Raw genomic sequence first — 19,728 nt, forward strand, 5'->3', positions numbered from 1 at the left:
CGAAAGAATCTCCAAAAGGTCTAGTGACGATGGCAAGGAGGGCACACCTGTTCCCATACCGAACACAGAAGTTAAGCTCCTTAGCGCCGAGGGTAGTACGCAAGTGCGAGAGTAGGACGTTGCTGGGCCACCATAAACCAGCCTCAATAGCTCAGTTGGTTAGAGCACTTGACTGTTAATCAAGGGGTCCTAGGTTCGAGTCCTAGTTGGGGCGCCATTATAATAATGGCCCGTTGGTGAAGCGGTTTAACACACATGCCTTTCACGCATGCATACACGGGTTCGAATCCCGTACGGGTCACCATTTAAAATTAGATAGAAATATCTGCATGGAGGATTAGCTCAGCTGGGAGAGCATCTGCCTTACAAGCAGAGGGTCGGCGGTTCGAGCCCGTCATCCTCCACCATAATTAAATAAAAAAGATGCCGAAATAGCTCAATTGGTAGAGCAACTGACTTGTAATCAGTAGGTTGCGGGTTCAAGTCCTGCTTTCGGCACCATTCATGGCGATTGTGGCGAAGTGGTTAACGCACCGGATTGTGGCTCCGGCATTCGTGGGTTCGATTCCCATCAGTCGCCCCATCTAAAAATTGCGGGTGTAGTTTAATGGTAGAACTTCAGCCTTCCAAGCTGACTGTGAGAGTTCGATTCTCTTCACCCGCTCCATAAAAAAAGGGCGCCATAGCCAAGTGGTAAGGCGTGGGACTGCAACTCCCTGATCATCGGTTCAAATCCGATTGGCGCCTCCAATTAAATTAATAATGATGTGCCTGGGTGGCGGAACTGGTAGACGCACAGGACTTAAAATCCTGCGGGTGGTGACACCCGTGCCGGTTCGATTCCGGCCCTAGGCACCAATTTATGACAATTTAGAGTAGAGATGCTCTTTTTTTAATGAGATATGCTATAAAAGGCCGAAATAGCTCAATTGGTAGAGCAACTGACTTGTAATCAGTAGGTTGCGGGTTCAAGTCCTGCTTTCGGCACCATATAATTAAGTAGGGGTGTAGTTTAACGGTAGAACAGCGGTCTCCAAAACCGTTAGTGTGGGTTCGATTCCTGCCACCCCTGCCATGGCGATTGTGGCGAAGTGGTTAACGCACCGGATTGTGGCTCCGGCATTCGTGGGTTCGATTCCCATCAGTCGCCCCATCTAAAAATTGCGGGTGTAGTTTAATGGTAGAACTTCAGCCTTCCAAGCTGACTGTGAGAGTTCGATTCTCTTCACCCGCTCCATAAAAAAAGGGCGCCATAGCCAAGTGGTAAGGCGTGGGACTGCAACTCCCTGATCATCGGTTCAAATCCGATTGGCGCCTCCAATTAAATTAATAATGATGTGCCTGGGTGGCGGAACTGGTAGACGCACAGGACTTAAAATCCTGCGGGTGGTGACACCCGTGCCGGTTCGATTCCGGCCCTAGGCACCAATTTATGACGATTAAGAGTAGGGTTACTCTTTTTTATTTTTCTTAAAACTTCTTAGGATATATCTTAAGAAGTTTTTTTTATATCAATTATAATAACGGTTACATATAGTTGTTATGATGTTTAGTTGCTATAATTATCTATAAACACATGAGGGGGATAATAATGAAAAAAAACATTCTATTATTAATGATTATATTTTTATTAGTTGGATGTAGTAATAGTACCGATGAGAGGGCGGAAGTTTCAAGTGACAATGGTGTTTTTTATGAAATATTTGTACGTTCATTTTCAGATAGTGATGGTGATGGTATTGGTGATTTTAATGGAATTACTGAGAATTTGGACTATCTTGTAGATTTAGGAGTTAAAGGAATTTGGTTATTACCTATTTATCCATCTCCAAGTTACCATGGGTATGATGTAACAGATTACTATAATGTTAATTCTGAGTATGGAACGTTAGATGATTTTAAAAAATTAGTTTCAGAAGCCCATAATAAAGGAATAAAAGTTGTATTAGATATGGTTTTAAATCATGCGAGTAGTGAGCATCCATGGTTTATAGATAGTAAGGAAAATATTGATAGTGATTATGCTGATTACTTTATTTGGGTTGATGCGAATGATTCATCATATGATTTTTCAGCTTCTCCTATTGATGGAAAAGCGTGGTCTAAGTATGAAAATCGTATGTATTTTGGTGCATTTTGGAGTGGAATGCCTGATTGGGATGCTTCAAATAATAAAGTAAGAGAAGAGTTTATTAATATTGGACAGTATTGGATTGATTTAGGTGTTGATGGATTTAGATTAGATGCAGCAAAGTATTTGTACGCACAAGGTGAATATAATACTGATTTAAATTTACTACAAGAAAATTTAGATTTTTGGAAAGAGATAACAGATGGATGGCGTGACGCTAAAGATGATTTATATATTGTTGCAGAGGTATGGTCAGGATCTTCATCAGTTGCCCCATATTACAGTAATTTTGATGCAAATTTCAATTTTGATTTAGCTGATGCAATTGTATCTGTTGTTCGTCGTGAAAGAGATCTTAGTGGATTTGGATTAATGAAAAATTTAACAAGAATGCATGAGTCTTTTGAAAAATATGCTGGAGATAGAGGATATAGTGATGCTATATTTTTAACGAATCATGATCAAGATCGTGTCATGTCTGTATTAAATAACGATATGGATTTAATGAAATTGGCAGCAGATATTTATTTAATGTTACCAGGGAACCCATATATTTATTATGGAGAGGAAATTGGAATGTTAGGGAGAAAACCTGATGAAGATATTAGATTCCCTCTTAAATGGGGAAATGATTATGAGACTGAATGGCGTAAGGATACTTTAAATATGGATTTAGATAGTATAGAGGTACAATTAGAGGATAAAGATTCGTTATTAAATCATTATAAGTCTTTAATTGCAGTGCGTAATAGTAGTGATGCACTATCTAGTGGAGAGATGGTCGCCCTTAGTATGAGTAAGTCTCTAGTAATCGGACAAATTCGTTATACTGAGACAGAAGCGGTTTTCATTTTACATAATATCAGTGAACGCGATTGTGAAGTTGGATTTAGTACTGATGATGAAAACCTTATTTATTCGACAAAAACAGGTTATACTTTAAAGTCAGATTCTGTTATAATTCCAAGTAAGGGTACTATGTTATTTAGTATTCCAGTAGAAGAGGTTAGCTTGTATGAGGAGCTAGAGATTGAAATAGGATAGGTGGAGCAAGAATGAAAAAGTTAAAGTTAATGTTAAAATCAGGGTACTCAATAGATTCAATTTTTGAATTGAGAAAAACACCCATTATTATTAGTTTAATTTTTGGTATTTTTTTATCAATGATGCAAATGACGCCGTTCGCCTTTTCTTTATTAAAAGATGAAGCTTATAGATGGGATGAAAAGATTTGGATGTTATCTGATGATGAGAAGGCAATGATAGTCGAATCATTACCAGATTATAAAATTGAAAATGGGGCTTTAAGTAATAATGAGTTTTACGAAATCAAGGTTAATAGTGATGTTAAAATTTTATTTAACGGTGATGCGAATTTGGTGACGAATGGTTTAGTTTTTAATCATGATCACTTAATTTTTGTGGAACAAGGTAGACAGTATGATTTATCTTACGGTGAATATGAAGGAACTAATTTTGGTCAACTTCGACAAATGGATGTAGCATCTGGGTATGAAGGTGTATTTGCTCCTTTTGCAAAGTCTTTAAAACCTTTATTGATTGTTCCATTCATTATGGGAAATTATCAGACAGGAATTTTAACTTTCTTTATTTATACATTTGTTGTAGCGGCGTTATCGATGTTATTTAAGTTTGGACATACAAGTTTTATTAGTTATAAAGAAGTATTAAATATTATGATTTATTCTGGGACAATTCCTTCAATCATTTCATTAATTATAGGATTAATTATTTCTCCTGCTTTCACAACGATTATTTTTAATTTTGGAACACCACTAATTGCTTTCGTCGTTTATCGTAAGAAAGTTATTCCGAGTTTAATTTAATGAAAAAAAGCGAGATTCTATGTGAGAATCTCGCTTTTTTGTATATTTAAACATATTTTTGTAACCGATTCCACATTAAATGTCGGATATTGCATTTCGGTTTTGTAAGTGCTATACTTAATATGTAAGCAATTTCAAAAACAAATTGTTTTAGACAATTGGGAGGTATAAGGATGAAGAAATTATTATCACTAGGATTAGTTGCATCGTTATCGTTAACAGGATTAGTAGCTTGTGGTGGAAATGACGCTGAAACACCAGCAGAAACACCATCTAATGGATCTGCTGAGACTACTGAGAAACCAGCAACTTCAGGGGAAAAAGTAGAGATTAAATTATGGTTAGACGATGATGATTATGCAGCAGCAATTGAACCAGCAATTGAAGCAGCTTATCCAAACATTGATGTTGTATATGAAAAAGTTGGAGCAGTAGATGCTCGTACTAAATTAGAGTTAGATGGTCCTGCGGGATTAGGTGGGGATGTATTCATTCAACCTCATGATGGAATGAGTGAATCAATCTTATCAAATATCTTATTACCTTTAGGATCAGATTTAGGAAATATGATCGAAGAACGTATGTTAGAAGGGGCTGTTGGTACTGTTAAAGTTGATAACACATATTATGGTATCCCATTAGCAACTGAATCATTAGCTTTATTCTATAACAAAACTTTATTAGAGGAAAATGGATTTGAAGTTGCAACTTCATTTGAACAAATTAAAGAACAAGCAGCACAATACAATGATGCTGCAACAAATAAATTCTTATTACGTTTCCAACCAGGGAACTCATATGACATGCACTTCTTCTTAACAGGGGCAGGATTCCAATTATATGGTGAAAATCACGATGATGCTTCTCAAGTTAACTTAAATACACCAGAAGTAGTAGCAGGTTTAGAATTCTTCAAATCAATGAAAGAATATTTACCAGTACCATATGCTGACTTAAATTGGGATACAGTACACGGTGAATTTATTAAAGGAAATGTTCCTTATATGATTTCGGGACCTTGGTCAATTGCTGAAGCGAAACAAGGTGCGATTGATAATGAATTTGAATGGGGAGTAACGACTATTCCAACAATTAATGGTGTTCAACCTGAAACATTCTCAGGAAATATCATTGCTTGTGTAAGTGCATACACACAACATCCAACTGAGGCGAAACAAGTTGCTGAATTCTTAGCATCTGAAGAAGGATTACAAATTATGTATGATGTACAAGGAAAAATCCCTGCATTAAAAGATGCATCTGTTATCGAAGGGGTAACTGAAGATCCATATGTAGCTGGTATTTTAGCTCAAGCTGAATATGCACAACCAATGCCAATCTTACCAGAAATGTCAAAATACTGGGGTGCAGCTGAAACAATGTACCGTTCAGTATGGGAAGGTTTAGCAACTCCTGAAGAAGCAGCTGCTAAAGCTTTAGACGATTACAATACTGCATTACAAATGACTGAGTAGTATCTTTAAAACCATAATGACTTAAATTGAAATCCTAGTAGTTAAGCTACTAGGATTTTTTTGTATAGATAGATTGTAATATTAAGTGCGACACAAAAAAAAACTCATAAATAGGATCTTTGTTATAGAATGAAGTTACCACACAAAATTCTTAACAAGGAGATCTATTTATGAGTTATAAACATCTTAACACATTTGAGCGCACACGTATAGAAGTTCTTTCAAAAATGGGCTATTCAACGAGACAAATCGCTCAACAACTAAATCGCCATCATTCAACGATTGCTCGTGAACTGAAACGAAATACTCAAAAGACGTATCAGGCTGAGTTAGCAGAAGAATTAGCTGGACAACGTCGATTAAGTTGTCGTTGTCCAGAGAAGAAATCTGAACAAGTCATTCAGACCATCCAACATTATTTAAAGTTAACCTGGTCGCCTGAACAAATTTCTAATACCGTTTTAAAGGGTGTTCTTTCATTTAAAACCATTTATCGTTGGATTTATGATGAAACCATTTTGTTAGGAGATTTAAGTTGTTTAAGACAAAAAGGAAAGCGACGAAAACCACGAGAAACACGCGGACGATTTAACATTGGAACGTCGATTCATCAACGTCCCAAAGAAGTAAAAAGACGTGAAACGTTTGGGCACTGGGAATTAGATACGGTTGTTTCAAGTCGTGGAAAGAGTAAAGGTTGCTTGGCGACCTTTGTTGAACGTCAAACACGTTTTTATGTGGCCATTAAAATAGAAAATCGCTCAGCAACAGAAATGTACCGAGCGATTAGTGAGTTATATAAACTCTTTCCTAAAGACACCTTTAAAACTTATACGGTTGATCGAGGAAAAGAGTTTGCTTGTTATTCCAAAGTAGAAGCTGATTTAAAGGTTCCTGTTTACTTCGCAGATGCCTATTCGTCTTGGCAAAGAGGAAGTAATGAAAATGCCAATGGTCTTCTTCGAGAGTTTTTCCCGAAGAAGACAGATTTAGCACGAGTCAGTGACGAAGAGATTAATGAGGCACTCTGCCTCATTAATCATCGACCACGAAAATGTTTAGGGTGGAAAACTTCATTCGAGCTATTTCATGAGAAACTGTCGCATTTGTATTGACAATTCGTCTATAAGATAAAAATAGAGGAGTTAATGAACAATTAGTGGAGGAAGAATCAGTTAGATAGTAGGTCATAGTTAGTTTATTTTAGATAGAAAGAGAATGATTTTTAAAAGTTGGAAAGGGGGAATTAGGAGATATCTTATTTTAAGTAAGTGATTTGTTCTTTATTTAAGGTATGAAGATTAAATTCCGATTGTGATCTTAAGGTGCCATGAATTTAGGTGATAAACCTAGAAGGTAGTTTAAGCTATATATGACATTTTAAAAATAGCTACGGGTAAGATTTGAATTTTGACATAGAGGTTATCTATGCTTCTTTTAACGCCCTAAATGGACAGGAAAAACCCCTTAATTGAATAGATAGAATGACGCAATTTTTAATATACGTTAGTAGATCGCCTGAAATCAGTCTGGAAGAGTTTAAATAGGTATCATTCCCTCAGTATGGTTATTATAAAAGATAAACAACTTTAATAGGTGAATATAGTTGATAGAATATGGATTAGCGATTAAAATTTTTTGTTTTAATTGTTCTTTTAGTCATTAATAAGGTAACAGAAAAGAGGTTAAATGTCTTTTGGGGGCATGATAAAAGATGTTCTCTCTTCACTAAAATCACATACTAAAAGGGAGATAAATTAAAGTGATTGTTAAGTATGTAATAAATATGGTATACCGTCATTTTTTTAAAAATTTTTATTAATTTTCATCCAACAATTTTTCTTTTTCTTTTATTGAAATAAAAGAAAAAAAGACACATTATGCGAAAATACGAGATATTTAGATATGGAAAAATGATGGTTTCAATAGTAATCAGGTATAATTTTCAAAAAAAATATTATGTAATTGGTTACACGGTTTCATTTAGTAAAATAAAACGTTATCATATAGCTATAGCACCGAGGGGGAAGCAAATTACGTTCATTTACTTCCCAATAGTTTATTTGTCTTTTAAAGTTGATTGTAAATAAATTATTGGGAGTAAGTGAAGAGGGGTAAGGCTAATACCGCGGGTGTAAAGCAAATATCATCGTAGGCAGGTGGAGAGAATGAAAAAGCCAAAATTGGCAGCATTATTATCAGTTTTTGTATGGGGGGCAGGCCAAGCATACAATAAACAATGGTTAAAAGCAGTTTTATTCTTTGTTTTCCAAGCATTTTTAGTTGGAGCAGAATTGCTAACAGGAAATTATTTTACTGGAGCCTTTTCATTCCGTGAAAGTACAGGTTTCTTCGGAAAAGGACTTTGGGGTTTAATTACATTAGGTACACAAACTTCAATGTTAACTGAGAGCGGGTTAACGCCCGGGGATCACTCAGTTATGTTATTAATTCAAGGTATTATTGCAGCAATCATCTTAGTTGTATTTACAGTGATTTATGTTGTAAATATTCGAGATGCATACAAATCAGCAGAATTAATTAATGAGACAGGCGAAGTAATGTCGAGTAAAGAATGGTTAATTCAAACATGGGAACATGCATTTGAATATATTGTAATCGTTCCTTCAACATTAATGTTATTAATGTTCTCATTCATGCCAATCATCTTTGCATTCTTAGTAGCATTTACAAACTACAATAGTGCGCATTTACCACCAACTAAACTAGTTGACTGGGTTGGATTAGCAAACTTTAAATTCTTATTTACAATTGGCGAAACCGCTTCTTCTACTGCTGACGGTGGGAATATTTGGTTCTACACTTTCTGGAATGTATTCTTATGGACAATTATTTTCGCAGTGATTTCGACTGCAGCACCATTCTTCTTAGGATTATTCCAAGCGGTAATTTTAAATAATAAACGCGTTGTAGGTAAAAAAATCTGGCGTAGTATTTTAATTTTACCATGGGCAGTACCAGCCTTAATTTCGCAGTTAAACTTCCAACAATTATTTAATGGACAATTTGGTCCTATCAATAAATATTTAATGCAAGCAGGAATCATAGATTCTCCAATTTATTGGTTAACAGATTCTTCAAATCCTTGGATTCCACGTTTAACAATTTTAGGTATTGGATTATGGTTAGGATTCCCATATTTCATGGCTTTAATGTCAGGTATTATGACGTCAATTTCAAAAGAAATTTATGAAGCAGCTGAGGTAGATGGAGCGAATGAACGTCAGCAGTTCTGGAAAATTACATTACCTTTAGTACTTGCTTCGACAGCTCCTTTATTAGTTATGTCATTTGCGGGTAACTTTAATAACTTCGGATTAATTTACTTCTTAACTCAAGGGGGACCTGTTAATCCAAACTTTATCTACGCAGGACATACAGATATCTTAATTTCATGGATTTATAAATTAACGCTCGATTATCGTATGTATAACATGGCATCAGTAATGTCGATTATTATTTTCTTAATCATCGGTACTTTCTCTGCATGGAACTTCACGAGAACGGCTGCGTTTAAGGAGGACTAGGAAATGGCGTCTAAAGCATCTTCAAAAATAAATACAATGAGTAAAATTAAAGAGATTTCTTATACAATCTTAATTTATTTAGAATTAATTTTCATGTGTATTATAGTTTTATTCCCGATCGTTTGGATTGTTGGTTCATCATTTAACCAAGGTTCATCTCTTGCAACTGCAACACCATTCCCTGAAAATCCAACGATTGAACATTATTTCCGATTATTTAAGGAAACTAACTTTGCACAATGGTATTTAAATACATTAAAAATTGCTGTTATTAACATGATTTTATCTGTTGCTTTATCAACTAGTATGGGATATATCTTTGCACGTTTCCGTTTCAAAGGTAAAAAACCAGCGTTAATTTCAGTATTAGTACTTCAAATGTTCCCTTCATTCATGGGGATGACAGCTCTTTACATTTTATTCTTAACTTTCAACATGTTAGATAACCACTGGGCATTAATCTTATGTTATGCTGCTGGACAAATTCCAATGAATACATGGTTAATCAAAGGGTATTTAGGTTCAATTCCAAAAGAGTTAGATGAGTCGGCAATGATTGACGGTGCAACGAAAGCTCAAATCTTCTTCAAGATTATTTTCCCTCTTGCACAACCTATCATTTCATTCGTTGCTGTCACTCAGTTCATGGCACCTTGGATGGACTTCATCTTCCCTCGTATGATCATTTCAACAAACTCTAAGTTAACGTTAGCAGTTGGTTTATATGATATGATTAACGGACAAAATCAAAATAACTTTACGATGTTCGCGGCAGGATGTGTACTTGTTGCCGTTCCAATTACAATTCTTTATGTGTCAATGCAACGATTCCTTATCGAAGGTATTACAGCAGGGGCAAACAAAGGATAAAAATTTTAAGAGATACCTTCGGGTATCTCTTTTTGTTTAGGAACTAAAGTTTTAGCTTATAATACGATAGATTTAATTAAGTTTTTCATAGCAAAAAAATTAGTTTAATATCGTTTGATTTTTTTTGACTTTATAGGTAAAGTAGAGGAGATAGATAGTAGGTGATTTAATGAAAGATAAGTTGATTGAATATAGTAAGTCAATTGGAATTGATGTGATTGGATTTTGTAGTGTCGATCCTTTTTTAGAGTTGGCTGATGAAATTAGAAGGCGTGATGAGCTTGGTTGGTCGTCTGGTCTAACTAAGGGGAGTATCCTAGAACGGACAAATCCTTTGTTATCAATGGAAAACGCTAAAACGTTTATTTCAATTGGTGTCAGTTATCCGAGAAATACTCAGTTTCCGGTGCAAGATAAAGAGGATCCTTATGTGCAGTTTTCGCGTTCGTCATGGGGTGTTGATTATCATGTCATTGTTGGGGAAAAGCTTCAGTTGCTTGAAGAGTGGCTGAAGAAAGAAATTCCTGGCATTGAGGTGATTGTGAGTGTTGATACGGGGGTTTTTAATGATCGAGCAGTTGCCTTACGTTCTGGAATTGGGTTTAGTGGGAAGAACAGTTCGATTATCAATGAGACGTTTGGGAGTTATCTTTATTTAGGAGAGTTATTAGTAAGTTATGAGTTTCCAAGTGATAATCCGATTGAGCGTCAGTGTGGAACGTGTGATCGCTGTGTAAGAGCCTGCCCGACGAAGGCGATTCAACCTGATGGAAGCTTGAATGAAAAGAGATGTTTATCTTATGTGACGCAGTCTAAGGAGTTCTTAGATCCAGAGTTGTATAAGAAGATTAGTAAAAATATTTATGGTTGTGATATTTGTCAAGAGGCTTGTCCGTATAATCGTGAAGTGGATTTTCATTTGCATGAGAAGATGGAGCCAACAGGTGTAGAGTTTCCAAAGATTGATGAAATTTTGAAGATGAGTAATAAAGAGTTTAAACAGAAGTATGGTCATTTAGCAGGCTCTTGGAGAGGTGTCTCGGTTTTGAAACGTAATGCGATGTTTAATGCTAGTTTTTATAAGTATAAAGAGGCTCTGCCAGAGATAGCAAAATTACGAGATGGACAAGCACCAGACTGGTTGAGAGAAGCGGCTATTGTAGCTTACGAAGAGTTAGAGAAGAAGTAAGGTTCCTTTCTAAATTTGGTTGTGATAAAATAAAATAGAGGTGAGGCAAATGGCAATTCATTTAGTACAATTTAATCCAGAGATTCCACAAAATACGGGTAATATTATGCGTACTTGTGCAGCGACGGATATTAAGTTACATTTAATTAAACCAATGGGATTCACACTTGATGAAAAAAGTATTAAACGTGCAGGTGCAAATTATGTAAATGAAGTGGATTATGTCGTTTACGAGAACTGGGACGAATTTGTTGAAAAAAATAAAGGTGGAAAGTTCTGTTTCTGTACGCGTTATGGTCAAAAGAATCATACGGAGATGGATTTTTCAAATCCTGAAGAAGATTATTACATTGTATTAGGAGCAGAGAGTTGCGGTATTCCGAAGGAGATTTTGCGTCCTTATTTTGAAAACTGTTTCCGTATTCCAATGACAAATAAAGTTCGTTCGTTAAATGTTTCAAATGTAGCGGCTATTTTAGCTTATGAGGCTTTACGTCAACAAAGTTTCTTAGATTTATGGACAGTTGAACCATTTAAAGGAGCAGACTGGGTTTTACGTGATGAAGAATAGAAAAAAGTGACGATTGTCACTTTTTTTATTTATGCAACTTTGAGTTGCGAGGTTTTCAAGGTTGAGATGGTAGCTTAGTGTAGGGAAATCTAGTATGGTTGTAAGTGAAAGAAAGGAGGGTTTGAGATGATGTTAGGTGAAAAAATTGTACAACTCCGTAAAGAGGAAAGGTTATCACAAGAGCAGTTGGCAATGAAACTCAATGTTTCAAGACAGGCAATTTCTAAATGGGAGCTAGGAGATGCCATTCCAGATACGGAGCATGTAATTAGGTTGGCAGAGGTTTTTAATGTTTCAATTGATTCCTTATTACGTGGTGATTTAAAATGTCAGCCGACTAATCAAGGAAAGTGTTTGCCTGTATTAATTGGTATGATGGTAATCGGTTTGGTTGTTTCTTTTATGATGTGGGTGACTTTTAAAAGTTTTATGTTAGTGACAATAGGGTGGGTTATTCAAATTGTGACGATTATATTATTTATAGTGATTCATGAAAAACTGACTTATAAGGAGATATATTGGATAAAAGTTTCAAGTGTTTGGCTTATCCCCCCTTTTATTGTGAAGTATTTAGTGGATCAGTTGATGATATTTTATCCTAAAGCTAGACCAGTGATTTTTGATTTGATAGTAGTAAGTATGGTGTACCTTGTGATTAGTGTAGGAGTAACAATTATTTTGAAGAAAAAAAGCACTGATTAGTCAGTGCTTTTGGAATATTTCCTCGGAAATTAGAAGTTTGGTAAGTTTGATAGGTTGTTATCTTTATCACCATCGACAACCCCGCGGATATAGGTACCACCACCTTTACCTTTGAAGGTTTGAGCATTTTCGATGAGTCCTTTTTCACAAAGTTCTTTGGCTGTTTCGTAATCGTATTCTTTTCCTGTGTTTGATTTGAAAGCTACAAGGTCGCCATCGTTGTTACGACGGACAGCGACAAATTTTTCTTTTGTCATAGATATGACCTCCTTTTTTGTAGTTTGCCCTATATTTGATAAAAAAATCGCATTTAGTAAAAATTATGATATAATAAAATAGCGATTTCATGATGTGAAATAATAGTTTAGATGAAGTAGGTGAGGGATAGAATGATTCAAATTCAGAATGAAAAATTATTAGTGGAAATTAGTACTCTTGGAGCCGAAGTAAAGCGAGTTTATCATTTAGGGCATGAGATTGATTATTTATGGGATTCAAATCCGTCGTTTTGGGCAAAATCATCGCCGATTTTATTTCCAATTGTGGGTAGACTAGCAAAGAATCAGTATTTATATGATGGAAAGTCGTATTCATTATCACAACACGGATTTGCCCGTGATTTAGAGTTTGAATTAGTAGAACAAGGATCTGATACTGTTTGGTTTGAACTAAAGGCAAATGATGTGACACGTGAGATGTATCCATTCAATTTTGTTTTACGTATTGGATATGTATTAGAGGATGAGACGTTAGCTGTAAAATGGCAGGTGTTGAATCATAACGAGGAAGTGATGCCATTTTCAATTGGAGCCCATCCTGCTTTTAGTACAAAGTTGGCGTCTGATGATGAATACAGTGATTATTATCTTCATTTTGAGACAAATGAAGGAATTTCGACGTATTTATTTGACAATGAAACTGGCCGTGTGTATGAAGAGAAGGAACAAATTATTGATAAATTAAAGTTATTACCGTTAAGTAAAGAGTTATTTGAAGAGTATCCGACGTTAATTATTGAAAATGAAGCGGCTATCACGCTTGGATGTTATAATCATGAACGTGAAGTGGTTGTACGTTTTGATGGATTCCCGTATGTTGGAATTTGGTCGCCAATTAATGCTTTAGGTGAGATTGCAGATTTTGTTTGTATCGAGCCTTGGTATGGAGTGGCGGATACGGTTGGTGAGCCACAAGAACTGATGAGTAAGAAGGGAATTCAAGTCATTGAACCTCATTCGATGTTTGAGGCGAGTTATTCGATGACTTTTAAGTAAGAAGTTTGTCGGTATTTTTAAAATAGTCTATATTATTTTTTGGTTATTATTATGATATAATAACTATCAGTTAAATTATGAATATGGAGGGTGAGCTATGTCTTTTGAAACAGAATTCAATAACTGGATGGGACAAGAAAATTTAGAGTCTTATTTAAAAGAACAATTAGAAAGCATGACAGAAGTAGAAAAAGAGGATGCTTTTTATCGTAACTTAGAGTTCGGTACAGGGGGAATGCGTGGGGTTGTTGGACCTGGTACAAACCGTATGAATATTTATACAATTCGTAAAGCAAATGAAGGATTTGCAAAGTATTTATTAGGTTTAGGTGAAGATGCTAAGGAACGTGGAGTGGTGATTGCTTATGATTGCCGTCATTTCTCACCAGAATTTGCAATGGAGTCAGCTAAAGTGATGGCTTCTCATGGAATCAAAGCGTATGTGTTTGAATCATTACGTCCAACTCCTGAGTTATCATTTGCTGTTCGTTATTTAAATGCGGTAGGAGGAATTGTGGTAACAGCTTCTCATAATCCGCCTGAGTATAATGGATATAAAATTTATGATGAAACAGGTTGTCAATTAGTTCCTGCTGAAGCAGATCAAGTGATTGCATTAGTGGATGCGATTGAGAATATGTTTGAGATTGAAGTAAAATCTGAAGAAGAATTAAAAGCGGCTGGATTAATTGAAATCATTGGTTCTGAAATTGATGATGTGTATACAGAGCGTGTTAAAGCATTAGAAATTAATCCAGATTGTAATAAAAAAGATTTAAAAATCGTGTTTACACCATTACATGGAACAGCGAATATTCCAGTTCGCCGTGTGTTAACTGAGTGTGGATATGACCAATTACATGTTGTAGAAGAACAATGTGTTCCAGATCCAAACTTCTCAACTGTAAAATCTCCAAACCCAGAGGAAGCATCTGCGTTTGAAATGGCGATTACTTTAGGGAATGAGATTGATGCAGATATTTTAATTGCAACGGATCCAGATGCAGACCGCGTAGGTTTAGCTGTTAAAAATCCTGAAGGGGAATATGTGTTATTAACAGGTAACCAAACAGGTGCTATTTTAATTCATTATATTTTATCTCAAAAGAAAGCTCATGGAACGTTACCAGTTAAAGGTAAAGTATTCAATACGATTGTAACATCTGATATGGGAGCGGCTATTGCACGTTCTTATGGATTTGAAGTGGTTTCAACGTTAACAGGATTCAAATTTATCGGTGAGCAAGCTCGTATGCTTGAAGATACTGATTATGAATATGTATTCGGGTATGAAGAGTCTTATGGTTATTTAATTGGAGATTTCGTACGCGATAAAGACTCTGTACAATCTGTTTTAATGTGTGCTGAGGCAGCAGCTTATTATAAACAAAATGGAAAAACATTATATGATGTTTTAATGGAGTTATATGAAACTTACGGATGCTACCGCGAAGCGTTAGTCAATATTACGTTAAAAGGTAAAGAAGGAGCAGATAAAATTCAATCGATTTTAGCTGAATTCCGTGAATTCACACCTTTAACAGTTGCAGGTAAAGATGTTGTGGCGGTAGAAGATTACAAAGAATCTATTCATACAGATTTAAAAAATGATACAACAACTGCAATTGACTTACCAAAATCAAATGTCTTAAAATATACATTAGAAGATGGTTCTTGGTTTGTTTTACGTCCATCTGGAACTGAGCCAAAAGCTAAAGTTTATATCGGTGTTGTTGCTGATGTATTAGAAAAAGCAGATGAGCAAGTAGCAAAAATTAAAGAAGATGTATTATCTCGCGTTAATGAAATTATCGCTTAATTAACTTAATCTATACACACACTTGAGTTTTTCGTGAATTTTATCACGGAGAACTCTTTTTTTATTTTCAATTATGTGGTAGTATTGATTTGTGAAAAAAATAACATATAAGGGGATGAAGATATGAAAGGACGAGTATCAATTGCAACCTATCAAACAAATAATCATGTTGCCAAGGCTTTAGTGAAGCCAACACAAGGAAAAGTGTTTTGTAAAGGGGAACGTTTAGTTGTAAGAAAACATGGGTTTAAAAATGAGGGATTAAATTTTGCTGGATTCAAAAATCGCAAGTATAATGAAACAGTAGAATTTGGATACGGACGTCGAGTTTGTAGTTAAGGGATAAGGGATTAAAACTTTCGAGTTTTAATCTTTTTTTTATTAATCTAAGACATTTTTGTTTTCAATATTGAGTCATAGAGCATTTTGATAATGAGCTTGCCATAGGTAGTTCTAGACCAATTAAAAGCTGTTTAAGCGTGAAAAAATAGATATATATAATAGAAAGTATATTTAGTAATTAATTTTTTTAAGGTTATAGATCTAGGATATGTTCTATATTTTGTGGCTTTCTAAAGTGAAATGTTGTAGAAGAATAAGAGCATTGGAATATAATAAAGGGATCAAGGAAAAAGTCGTGGCGTGGGAGGGGGATCTAATGAATATTTCGGTAAATCATCGTGCGATTAGAGATTTCAATGAGTTAGCTGAGTTAGTCACAGATGAGGTTGCCAATTTTTGTGTTCAATGGAAAAAAGGATTAGATGAATTATTAGATGAAAATGTGCGGTTGTTAATATATATGAGACGATACGGCTATGAAGTGAAGTATCACTTTGAGAATGGTCGATTAAATTGGTTATTTCAGTTAGAATTGTATTATCCAAATCAAAGTCCGCAATTTGAACGAAAAATTACATATATTAAAATTCATAAGTTTGCTACTTTACCTATGTATCAAGGGAATGGATCTAAAGTATTTGAGCATTTATTAAATTGTACTCAAGCATTTGGTGGGCTAAGTATGATTCGATTACGTTCTGTTCGAACTGCGGTGAGTTTTTGGAAGAAACAAGGATTTCAAGAGTTAGAGAAAACAGAAGAGTTAGCACTTAATCAAGACTGTGAAAAAATACCTCAGATGCTAAAAAATTATAAGTTTGTTTATGTTATCAAACCTTGTAATTGTAATTCATGTCAATCTTATCATTAAAAGCAAAGCACTATGCTTTGCTTTTTGTTTTATCTTCGTATTCGCTTTCATAAACTAAGTTTAGGGGTGATACGATGGAGAGGTTGAATTATTTATTGAGCTTTTAAAGCAAGAATCAGATGTGATTTATGATTTAGTATGGGATGAAACTGAGTATGGTTATTTTATAGAGGTGATGGGAAATAATAGAGGCTATTTATGGACGATGCAGTTACGAGTTTATTTTAATCAGGATCATGAATATTTATCTTATTTAATGATTCAGTTTTTTCAGGTTTCAATATCTCATCATGGTCATGGAGTTGATTTGTTTAATAGACTGTTACGTTGTAGTGAGGCTTTTAAATATTTAGTGATGATTAGACTTACAGCAGGAGATGAGGTAGGTAAAAAATTTTGGATTGAAAAGAATAATTTTCGACTTAAGGGCGATGTCTATGATAAGATTACGGGTGATAGCAAGTGGTTCGACATTGATTGCCTTAAAAAGCCCGCGCAGCTAAATCTTTATCAATATATTTATGATGTAAGGCGTTGTAGATGTGAGTCGTGCCAATCTTATTATAAAGAAAGTTAGGGAGAACCTAGCTTTTTTTATTTACCTTTACGACAATTTATGTATTATGTTCACCTTAATTTTATTGTATACTTGTAGGTATGATTATAAAGAGGTGAAAGAAATGGCGGTAAATGTTAAGAGTTGTTATTTATATTTGTTAGATAATGTTCATCAGATGTTCATGCCAACAGAGCGTCCGATTGATGATACAGTGGATGGGGCATACCACTTTTTAGAGAAAAATATTGAGAAGTGTATGAAAAATGCTGGGGGACGTCCTGCTGTGTTTAAGGAAGACAGTGAAGCGCGTCAGCTATTTTTAGATTATCGCAATCGTGCAATTGAGTTTTCAGAATTTGCAGAGAAAATTGCAGCGAAGCGATTTGATATTAAAGATCGTTACGAGATTTTTACATCAACTGATTTATTTTTATGCGAAGTAACCATTTCAGATCAAGACTATGTCGTAGGGCTTGAGCTAACGTGTAAAGAGGGGATGGTTCACCACGTTAATCAAAGTGAAACCGGAATTCAAAACAACCTAATTGTCCATCAAGCAATTATTCCAGCAGCTAGTTTAAGTAGCGCAAACTTCTTTGCGATTAGTTTAGATAAACTAACACTGACAATTTTAGAAAATATGACAGTAACAGTTGATGACGATACATTCCTTTATGCGGATAAAATCTTAGGATGTAAAACTGAAATCTCCGTAAAAGAAGCTGTAAAAAAAGCACGTATTGTGGCAGATGAAGTCATCAAAAATCATGATTTAGATAAATTAGAAGTCGTACCGGCCTTAGAACGTGTCATCAAAGAAACCATTAACGAAGGAAAAGACCTTGACCTAAAAGAAGTCGCAGAAGAAGTCTTCTACCAAGTTCCAGAAGCAAAACTAACATACGTGACACAAATCGAAGAAGATCACGGAATCAAAAAACCAGTACAAAACACAAACTGGGTCAAAATGCCACTGAAGAAAACACAAAAAATCAAAACAGACACAGGAATCGAAATCACCATCCCACTCGACTACTACAACAACAAAGACTACATCGAAGTCATCAACATGCCAGATGGAAGATTATCAATACAAATCAAAAACGTCGGGAACATCGAGAATAAGTAGGGACCCGCGCTACGTAGTGAGTGAATGTAATGAGCGAACTCGTAGCTATCTTCCGCTGGTGGGCGGGGGGAGTCCTCACGCTAAGTAGCTCAATTGTAAATTGAGCTCTTAGCATTCGTCCACTAGTGAGGGGTTCCCTGTCCTAGTGAGCTTAACAGAATAGCTGATTAATGAAAAAAATATATATTTAAGTTCACTAGGTTTCCTCCACTGATAGGGCAATGCCTGATTGCAGACTGGGTATTTGTTATATAGCAAAGACTAAGAAAAATTCAATTTTACTTAGTCTTTTTTCTATCCTCCACAAGTGGGGTGATACTGAGTTGCAGACTGGTGTTAATTTAAATGAAACCGTAAATTCAGATTAAATGATTGACTTAAGTTTGAAATTTACGAACTCGTAGCTATCTTCCGCTGGTGGGCGGGGGGATTCCTCACGCTAAGTAGCTCAATTGTAAATTGAGCTCTTAGCATTCGTCCACTAGTGAGGGGTTCCCTGTCCTAGTGAGCTTAACAGAATAGCTGATTAATGAAAAAAATATATATTTAAGTTCACTAGGTTTTCTCCACTGATAGGGTTATACCTTATTGTAGACTGGTGTTAATTTAAATGAAACCGTAAATTCATATTAAATGACTGACCTAGACTTGAAAATTACGAACTCGTAGATACTTATTATTGGTGGATGAAATATAAATTAAGTATTTGCGATATGACATTTAATAGAGTTTCATAGTATGAGACAAGAGAGAAATATTTCTCTCTTTTTAATTGGGAGGAAGTATGAAAAAAGAAGATAAATGGAATGGTATTTGTATTTCTGGAGCCTTTATTTTTATATTAGGTTTCTTGTATTTAAATCCAGATTACTTAGGAAACAGAGTAGTCAATGGGATGATTTCAACTCTATCTGGCATTATTGGTATTGTTGGTCTCACTGTTGAATTGAGTAAGTTAATGAAGAAGATAGATGGATTAATAGATTTAGGGAGTGGGTTTTTTTTTATAGTGATATGGTAGGTAATTTATGATAACTGGAATTATGCATTTTTAAATTTTTTGATTCTATTTTTCTTATTCTTTGGAGTTTATGGGATTTTAAATGGAGTAGCAAAAATAATTGAAAGCATTCGAAGTAGTTCTGCTACTTTTAGCTTCAAATCAATCGGAATTATGACTGCTAATTTAGCTGTTTTTTTATTAACTGTTTTACAGATTGTACAAATTGTGTTACCTCCTAGTTAAGAATGCATAATTCATTCTAGTAGATGAGTGTAGCTTTAACTTATGATACAATTATGTTGAACTATACTGATTGAATTTGAAGTTGGAAATGGCACCCAAAGCGCTACTTTAAAGTAGTAACTAGAGATGTAGGATACGCCGCCCTACCAAGTTTA

18 protein-coding genes, 14 tRNA genes and 1 rRNA gene are annotated in these 19,728 nt (G+C 35.1%); 32 read left to right on the forward strand and 1 reads right to left on the reverse strand.

Translation table 11 applies throughout. From position 1 onward, the window contains the following. The first annotated feature begins 19 nt into the window (after positions 1–19). The 24 genes from rrf (at position 20) to HLK68_RS08445 (ending at position 12,333) form a co-directional block, all read left to right on the forward strand. Positions 20–128 (forward strand): 5S ribosomal RNA (rrf, locus tag HLK68_RS08330). A 12-nt stretch (positions 129–140) separates the two neighbouring features. Beyond that, a tRNA-Asn gene (locus HLK68_RS08335) sits at positions 141–217 on the forward strand. 10 nt (positions 218–227) lie between these two features. Beyond that, a tRNA-Glu gene (locus HLK68_RS08340) sits at positions 228–304 on the forward strand. Between the two features lie 27 nt (positions 305–331). After that, positions 332–407 (forward strand) — tRNA-Val (locus tag HLK68_RS08345). Positions 408–425: 18 nt separating this feature from the next. Then, positions 426–501 (forward strand) — tRNA-Thr (locus HLK68_RS08350). Between the two features lie 6 nt (positions 502–507). After that, a tRNA-His gene (locus tag HLK68_RS08355) sits at positions 508–583 on the forward strand. 10 nt (positions 584–593) lie between these two features. Further along, positions 594–667 (forward strand) — tRNA-Gly (locus tag HLK68_RS08360). 9 nt (positions 668–676) lie between these two features. Next, positions 677–750, forward strand: a tRNA-Cys gene (locus HLK68_RS08365). A 19-nt stretch (positions 751–769) separates the two neighbouring features. Then, positions 770–858 (forward strand) — tRNA-Leu (locus HLK68_RS08370). A 56-nt stretch (positions 859–914) separates the two neighbouring features. Beyond that, positions 915–990 (forward strand) — tRNA-Thr (locus HLK68_RS08375). Between the two features lie 11 nt (positions 991–1,001). Then, positions 1,002–1,075 (forward strand) — tRNA-Trp (locus tag HLK68_RS08380). A 2-nt stretch (positions 1,076–1,077) separates the two neighbouring features. Beyond that, a tRNA-His gene (locus HLK68_RS08385) sits at positions 1,078–1,153 on the forward strand. 10 nt (positions 1,154–1,163) lie between these two features. Next, positions 1,164–1,237: transfer RNA gene (locus tag HLK68_RS08390), tRNA-Gly, on the forward strand. Between the two features lie 9 nt (positions 1,238–1,246). Next, a tRNA-Cys gene (locus tag HLK68_RS08395) sits at positions 1,247–1,320 on the forward strand. 19 nt (positions 1,321–1,339) lie between these two features. After that, positions 1,340–1,428 (forward strand) — tRNA-Leu (locus HLK68_RS08400). A 163-nt stretch (positions 1,429–1,591) separates the two neighbouring features. Then, a complete protein-coding gene (locus HLK68_RS08405) occupies positions 1,592–3,175 on the forward strand; it encodes an alpha-amylase family glycosyl hydrolase (protein WP_132943038.1) in 1,584 nt (527 codons plus the stop codon). An 11-nt stretch (positions 3,176–3,186) separates the two neighbouring features. Next, entirely contained in the window at positions 3,187–3,978 is a 792-nt protein-coding gene (locus HLK68_RS08410) for a DUF1189 family protein (RefSeq protein WP_006783251.1), read from the forward strand. Positions 3,979–4,151: 173 nt separating this feature from the next. Further along, positions 4,152–5,453, forward strand: a complete 1,302-nt coding sequence (locus HLK68_RS08415; protein WP_055165535.1) for a sugar ABC transporter substrate-binding protein — start codon at positions 4,152–4,154, stop codon at positions 5,451–5,453. A 170-nt stretch (positions 5,454–5,623) separates the two neighbouring features. After that, positions 5,624–6,568 (forward strand): IS30 family transposase, encoded by a 945-nt coding sequence (locus tag HLK68_RS08420; RefSeq protein ID WP_055164393.1) that lies wholly within the window; start codon positions 5,624–5,626, stop codon positions 6,566–6,568. Positions 6,569–7,621: 1,053 nt separating this feature from the next. Next, complete coding sequence (locus tag HLK68_RS08425; protein ID WP_006783275.1) at positions 7,622–9,001, forward strand: carbohydrate ABC transporter permease; 1,380 nt, start codon at positions 7,622–7,624, stop codon at positions 8,999–9,001. A gap of 3 nt (positions 9,002–9,004) precedes the next feature. Then, complete coding sequence (locus HLK68_RS08430; protein WP_006783274.1) at positions 9,005–9,871, forward strand: sugar ABC transporter permease; 867 nt, start codon at positions 9,005–9,007, stop codon at positions 9,869–9,871. Positions 9,872–10,040: 169 nt separating this feature from the next. Further along, positions 10,041–11,060, forward strand: coding sequence for a tRNA epoxyqueuosine(34) reductase QueG (queG, locus tag HLK68_RS08435; RefSeq protein WP_006783273.1), 1,020 nt, complete (start codon positions 10,041–10,043; stop codon positions 11,058–11,060). Between the two features lie 49 nt (positions 11,061–11,109). Next, entirely contained in the window at positions 11,110–11,631 is a 522-nt protein-coding gene (locus HLK68_RS08440) for a tRNA (cytidine(34)-2'-O)-methyltransferase (RefSeq protein WP_006783272.1), read from the forward strand. Between the two features lie 126 nt (positions 11,632–11,757). Then, positions 11,758–12,333 (forward strand): helix-turn-helix domain-containing protein, encoded by a 576-nt coding sequence (locus tag HLK68_RS08445; protein ID WP_129821219.1) that lies wholly within the window; start codon positions 11,758–11,760, stop codon positions 12,331–12,333. A 29-nt stretch (positions 12,334–12,362) separates the two neighbouring features. Here the strand turns inward: HLK68_RS08445 and HLK68_RS08450 are convergent, their stop codons facing one another. Next, entirely contained in the window at positions 12,363–12,590 is a 228-nt protein-coding gene (locus HLK68_RS08450; RefSeq protein ID WP_006783270.1) for a DUF3892 domain-containing protein, read from the reverse strand. Positions 12,591–12,722: 132 nt separating this feature from the next. Between HLK68_RS08450 and HLK68_RS08455 the strand changes: the two genes are divergently transcribed. From HLK68_RS08455 to HLK68_RS08490, 8 genes are all read left to right on the forward strand, one after another. Continuing rightward, the gene (locus HLK68_RS08455) at positions 12,723–13,607 is read left to right on the forward strand and encodes an aldose 1-epimerase family protein (protein WP_055165529.1); all 885 of its coding nucleotides are present in this window, start codon (positions 12,723–12,725) and stop codon (positions 13,605–13,607) included. 97 nt (positions 13,608–13,704) lie between these two features. After that, entirely contained in the window at positions 13,705–15,426 is a 1,722-nt protein-coding gene (locus tag HLK68_RS08460; RefSeq protein ID WP_132942768.1) for a phospho-sugar mutase, read from the forward strand. A gap of 123 nt (positions 15,427–15,549) precedes the next feature. Further along, a complete protein-coding gene (locus HLK68_RS08465) occupies positions 15,550–15,765 on the forward strand; it encodes a hypothetical protein (RefSeq protein ID WP_006783267.1) in 216 nt (71 codons plus the stop codon). Between the two features lie 319 nt (positions 15,766–16,084). Continuing rightward, the gene (locus tag HLK68_RS08470; RefSeq protein ID WP_006783266.1) at positions 16,085–16,639 is read left to right on the forward strand and encodes a GNAT family N-acetyltransferase; all 555 of its coding nucleotides are present in this window, start codon (positions 16,085–16,087) and stop codon (positions 16,637–16,639) included. Between the two features lie 121 nt (positions 16,640–16,760). Then, on the forward strand, positions 16,761–17,216 hold the full coding sequence (locus tag HLK68_RS08475) for a hypothetical protein (protein WP_132942767.1): 456 nt from the start codon (positions 16,761–16,763) through the stop codon (positions 17,214–17,216). Between the two features lie 103 nt (positions 17,217–17,319). Then, entirely contained in the window at positions 17,320–18,327 is a 1,008-nt protein-coding gene (locus HLK68_RS08480) for a nucleoid-associated protein (protein ID WP_006783265.1), read from the forward strand. Between the two features lie 784 nt (positions 18,328–19,111). Beyond that, positions 19,112–19,348: a hypothetical protein gene (locus tag HLK68_RS08485; protein ID WP_132942766.1), complete on the forward strand. Its 237-nt coding sequence runs from the start codon at positions 19,112–19,114 to the stop codon at positions 19,346–19,348. 39 nt (positions 19,349–19,387) lie between these two features. Beyond that, positions 19,388–19,573, forward strand: a complete 186-nt coding sequence (locus HLK68_RS08490) for a hypothetical protein (RefSeq protein WP_006783263.1) — start codon at positions 19,388–19,390, stop codon at positions 19,571–19,573. Positions 19,574–19,728 lie beyond the last annotated feature (155 nt).

It is taken from the genome of Turicibacter sanguinis, from assembly GCF_013046825.1.
GTDB classification, from domain to species: Bacteria; Bacillota_I; Bacilli_A; order MOL361; family Turicibacteraceae; genus Turicibacter; species Turicibacter sanguinis.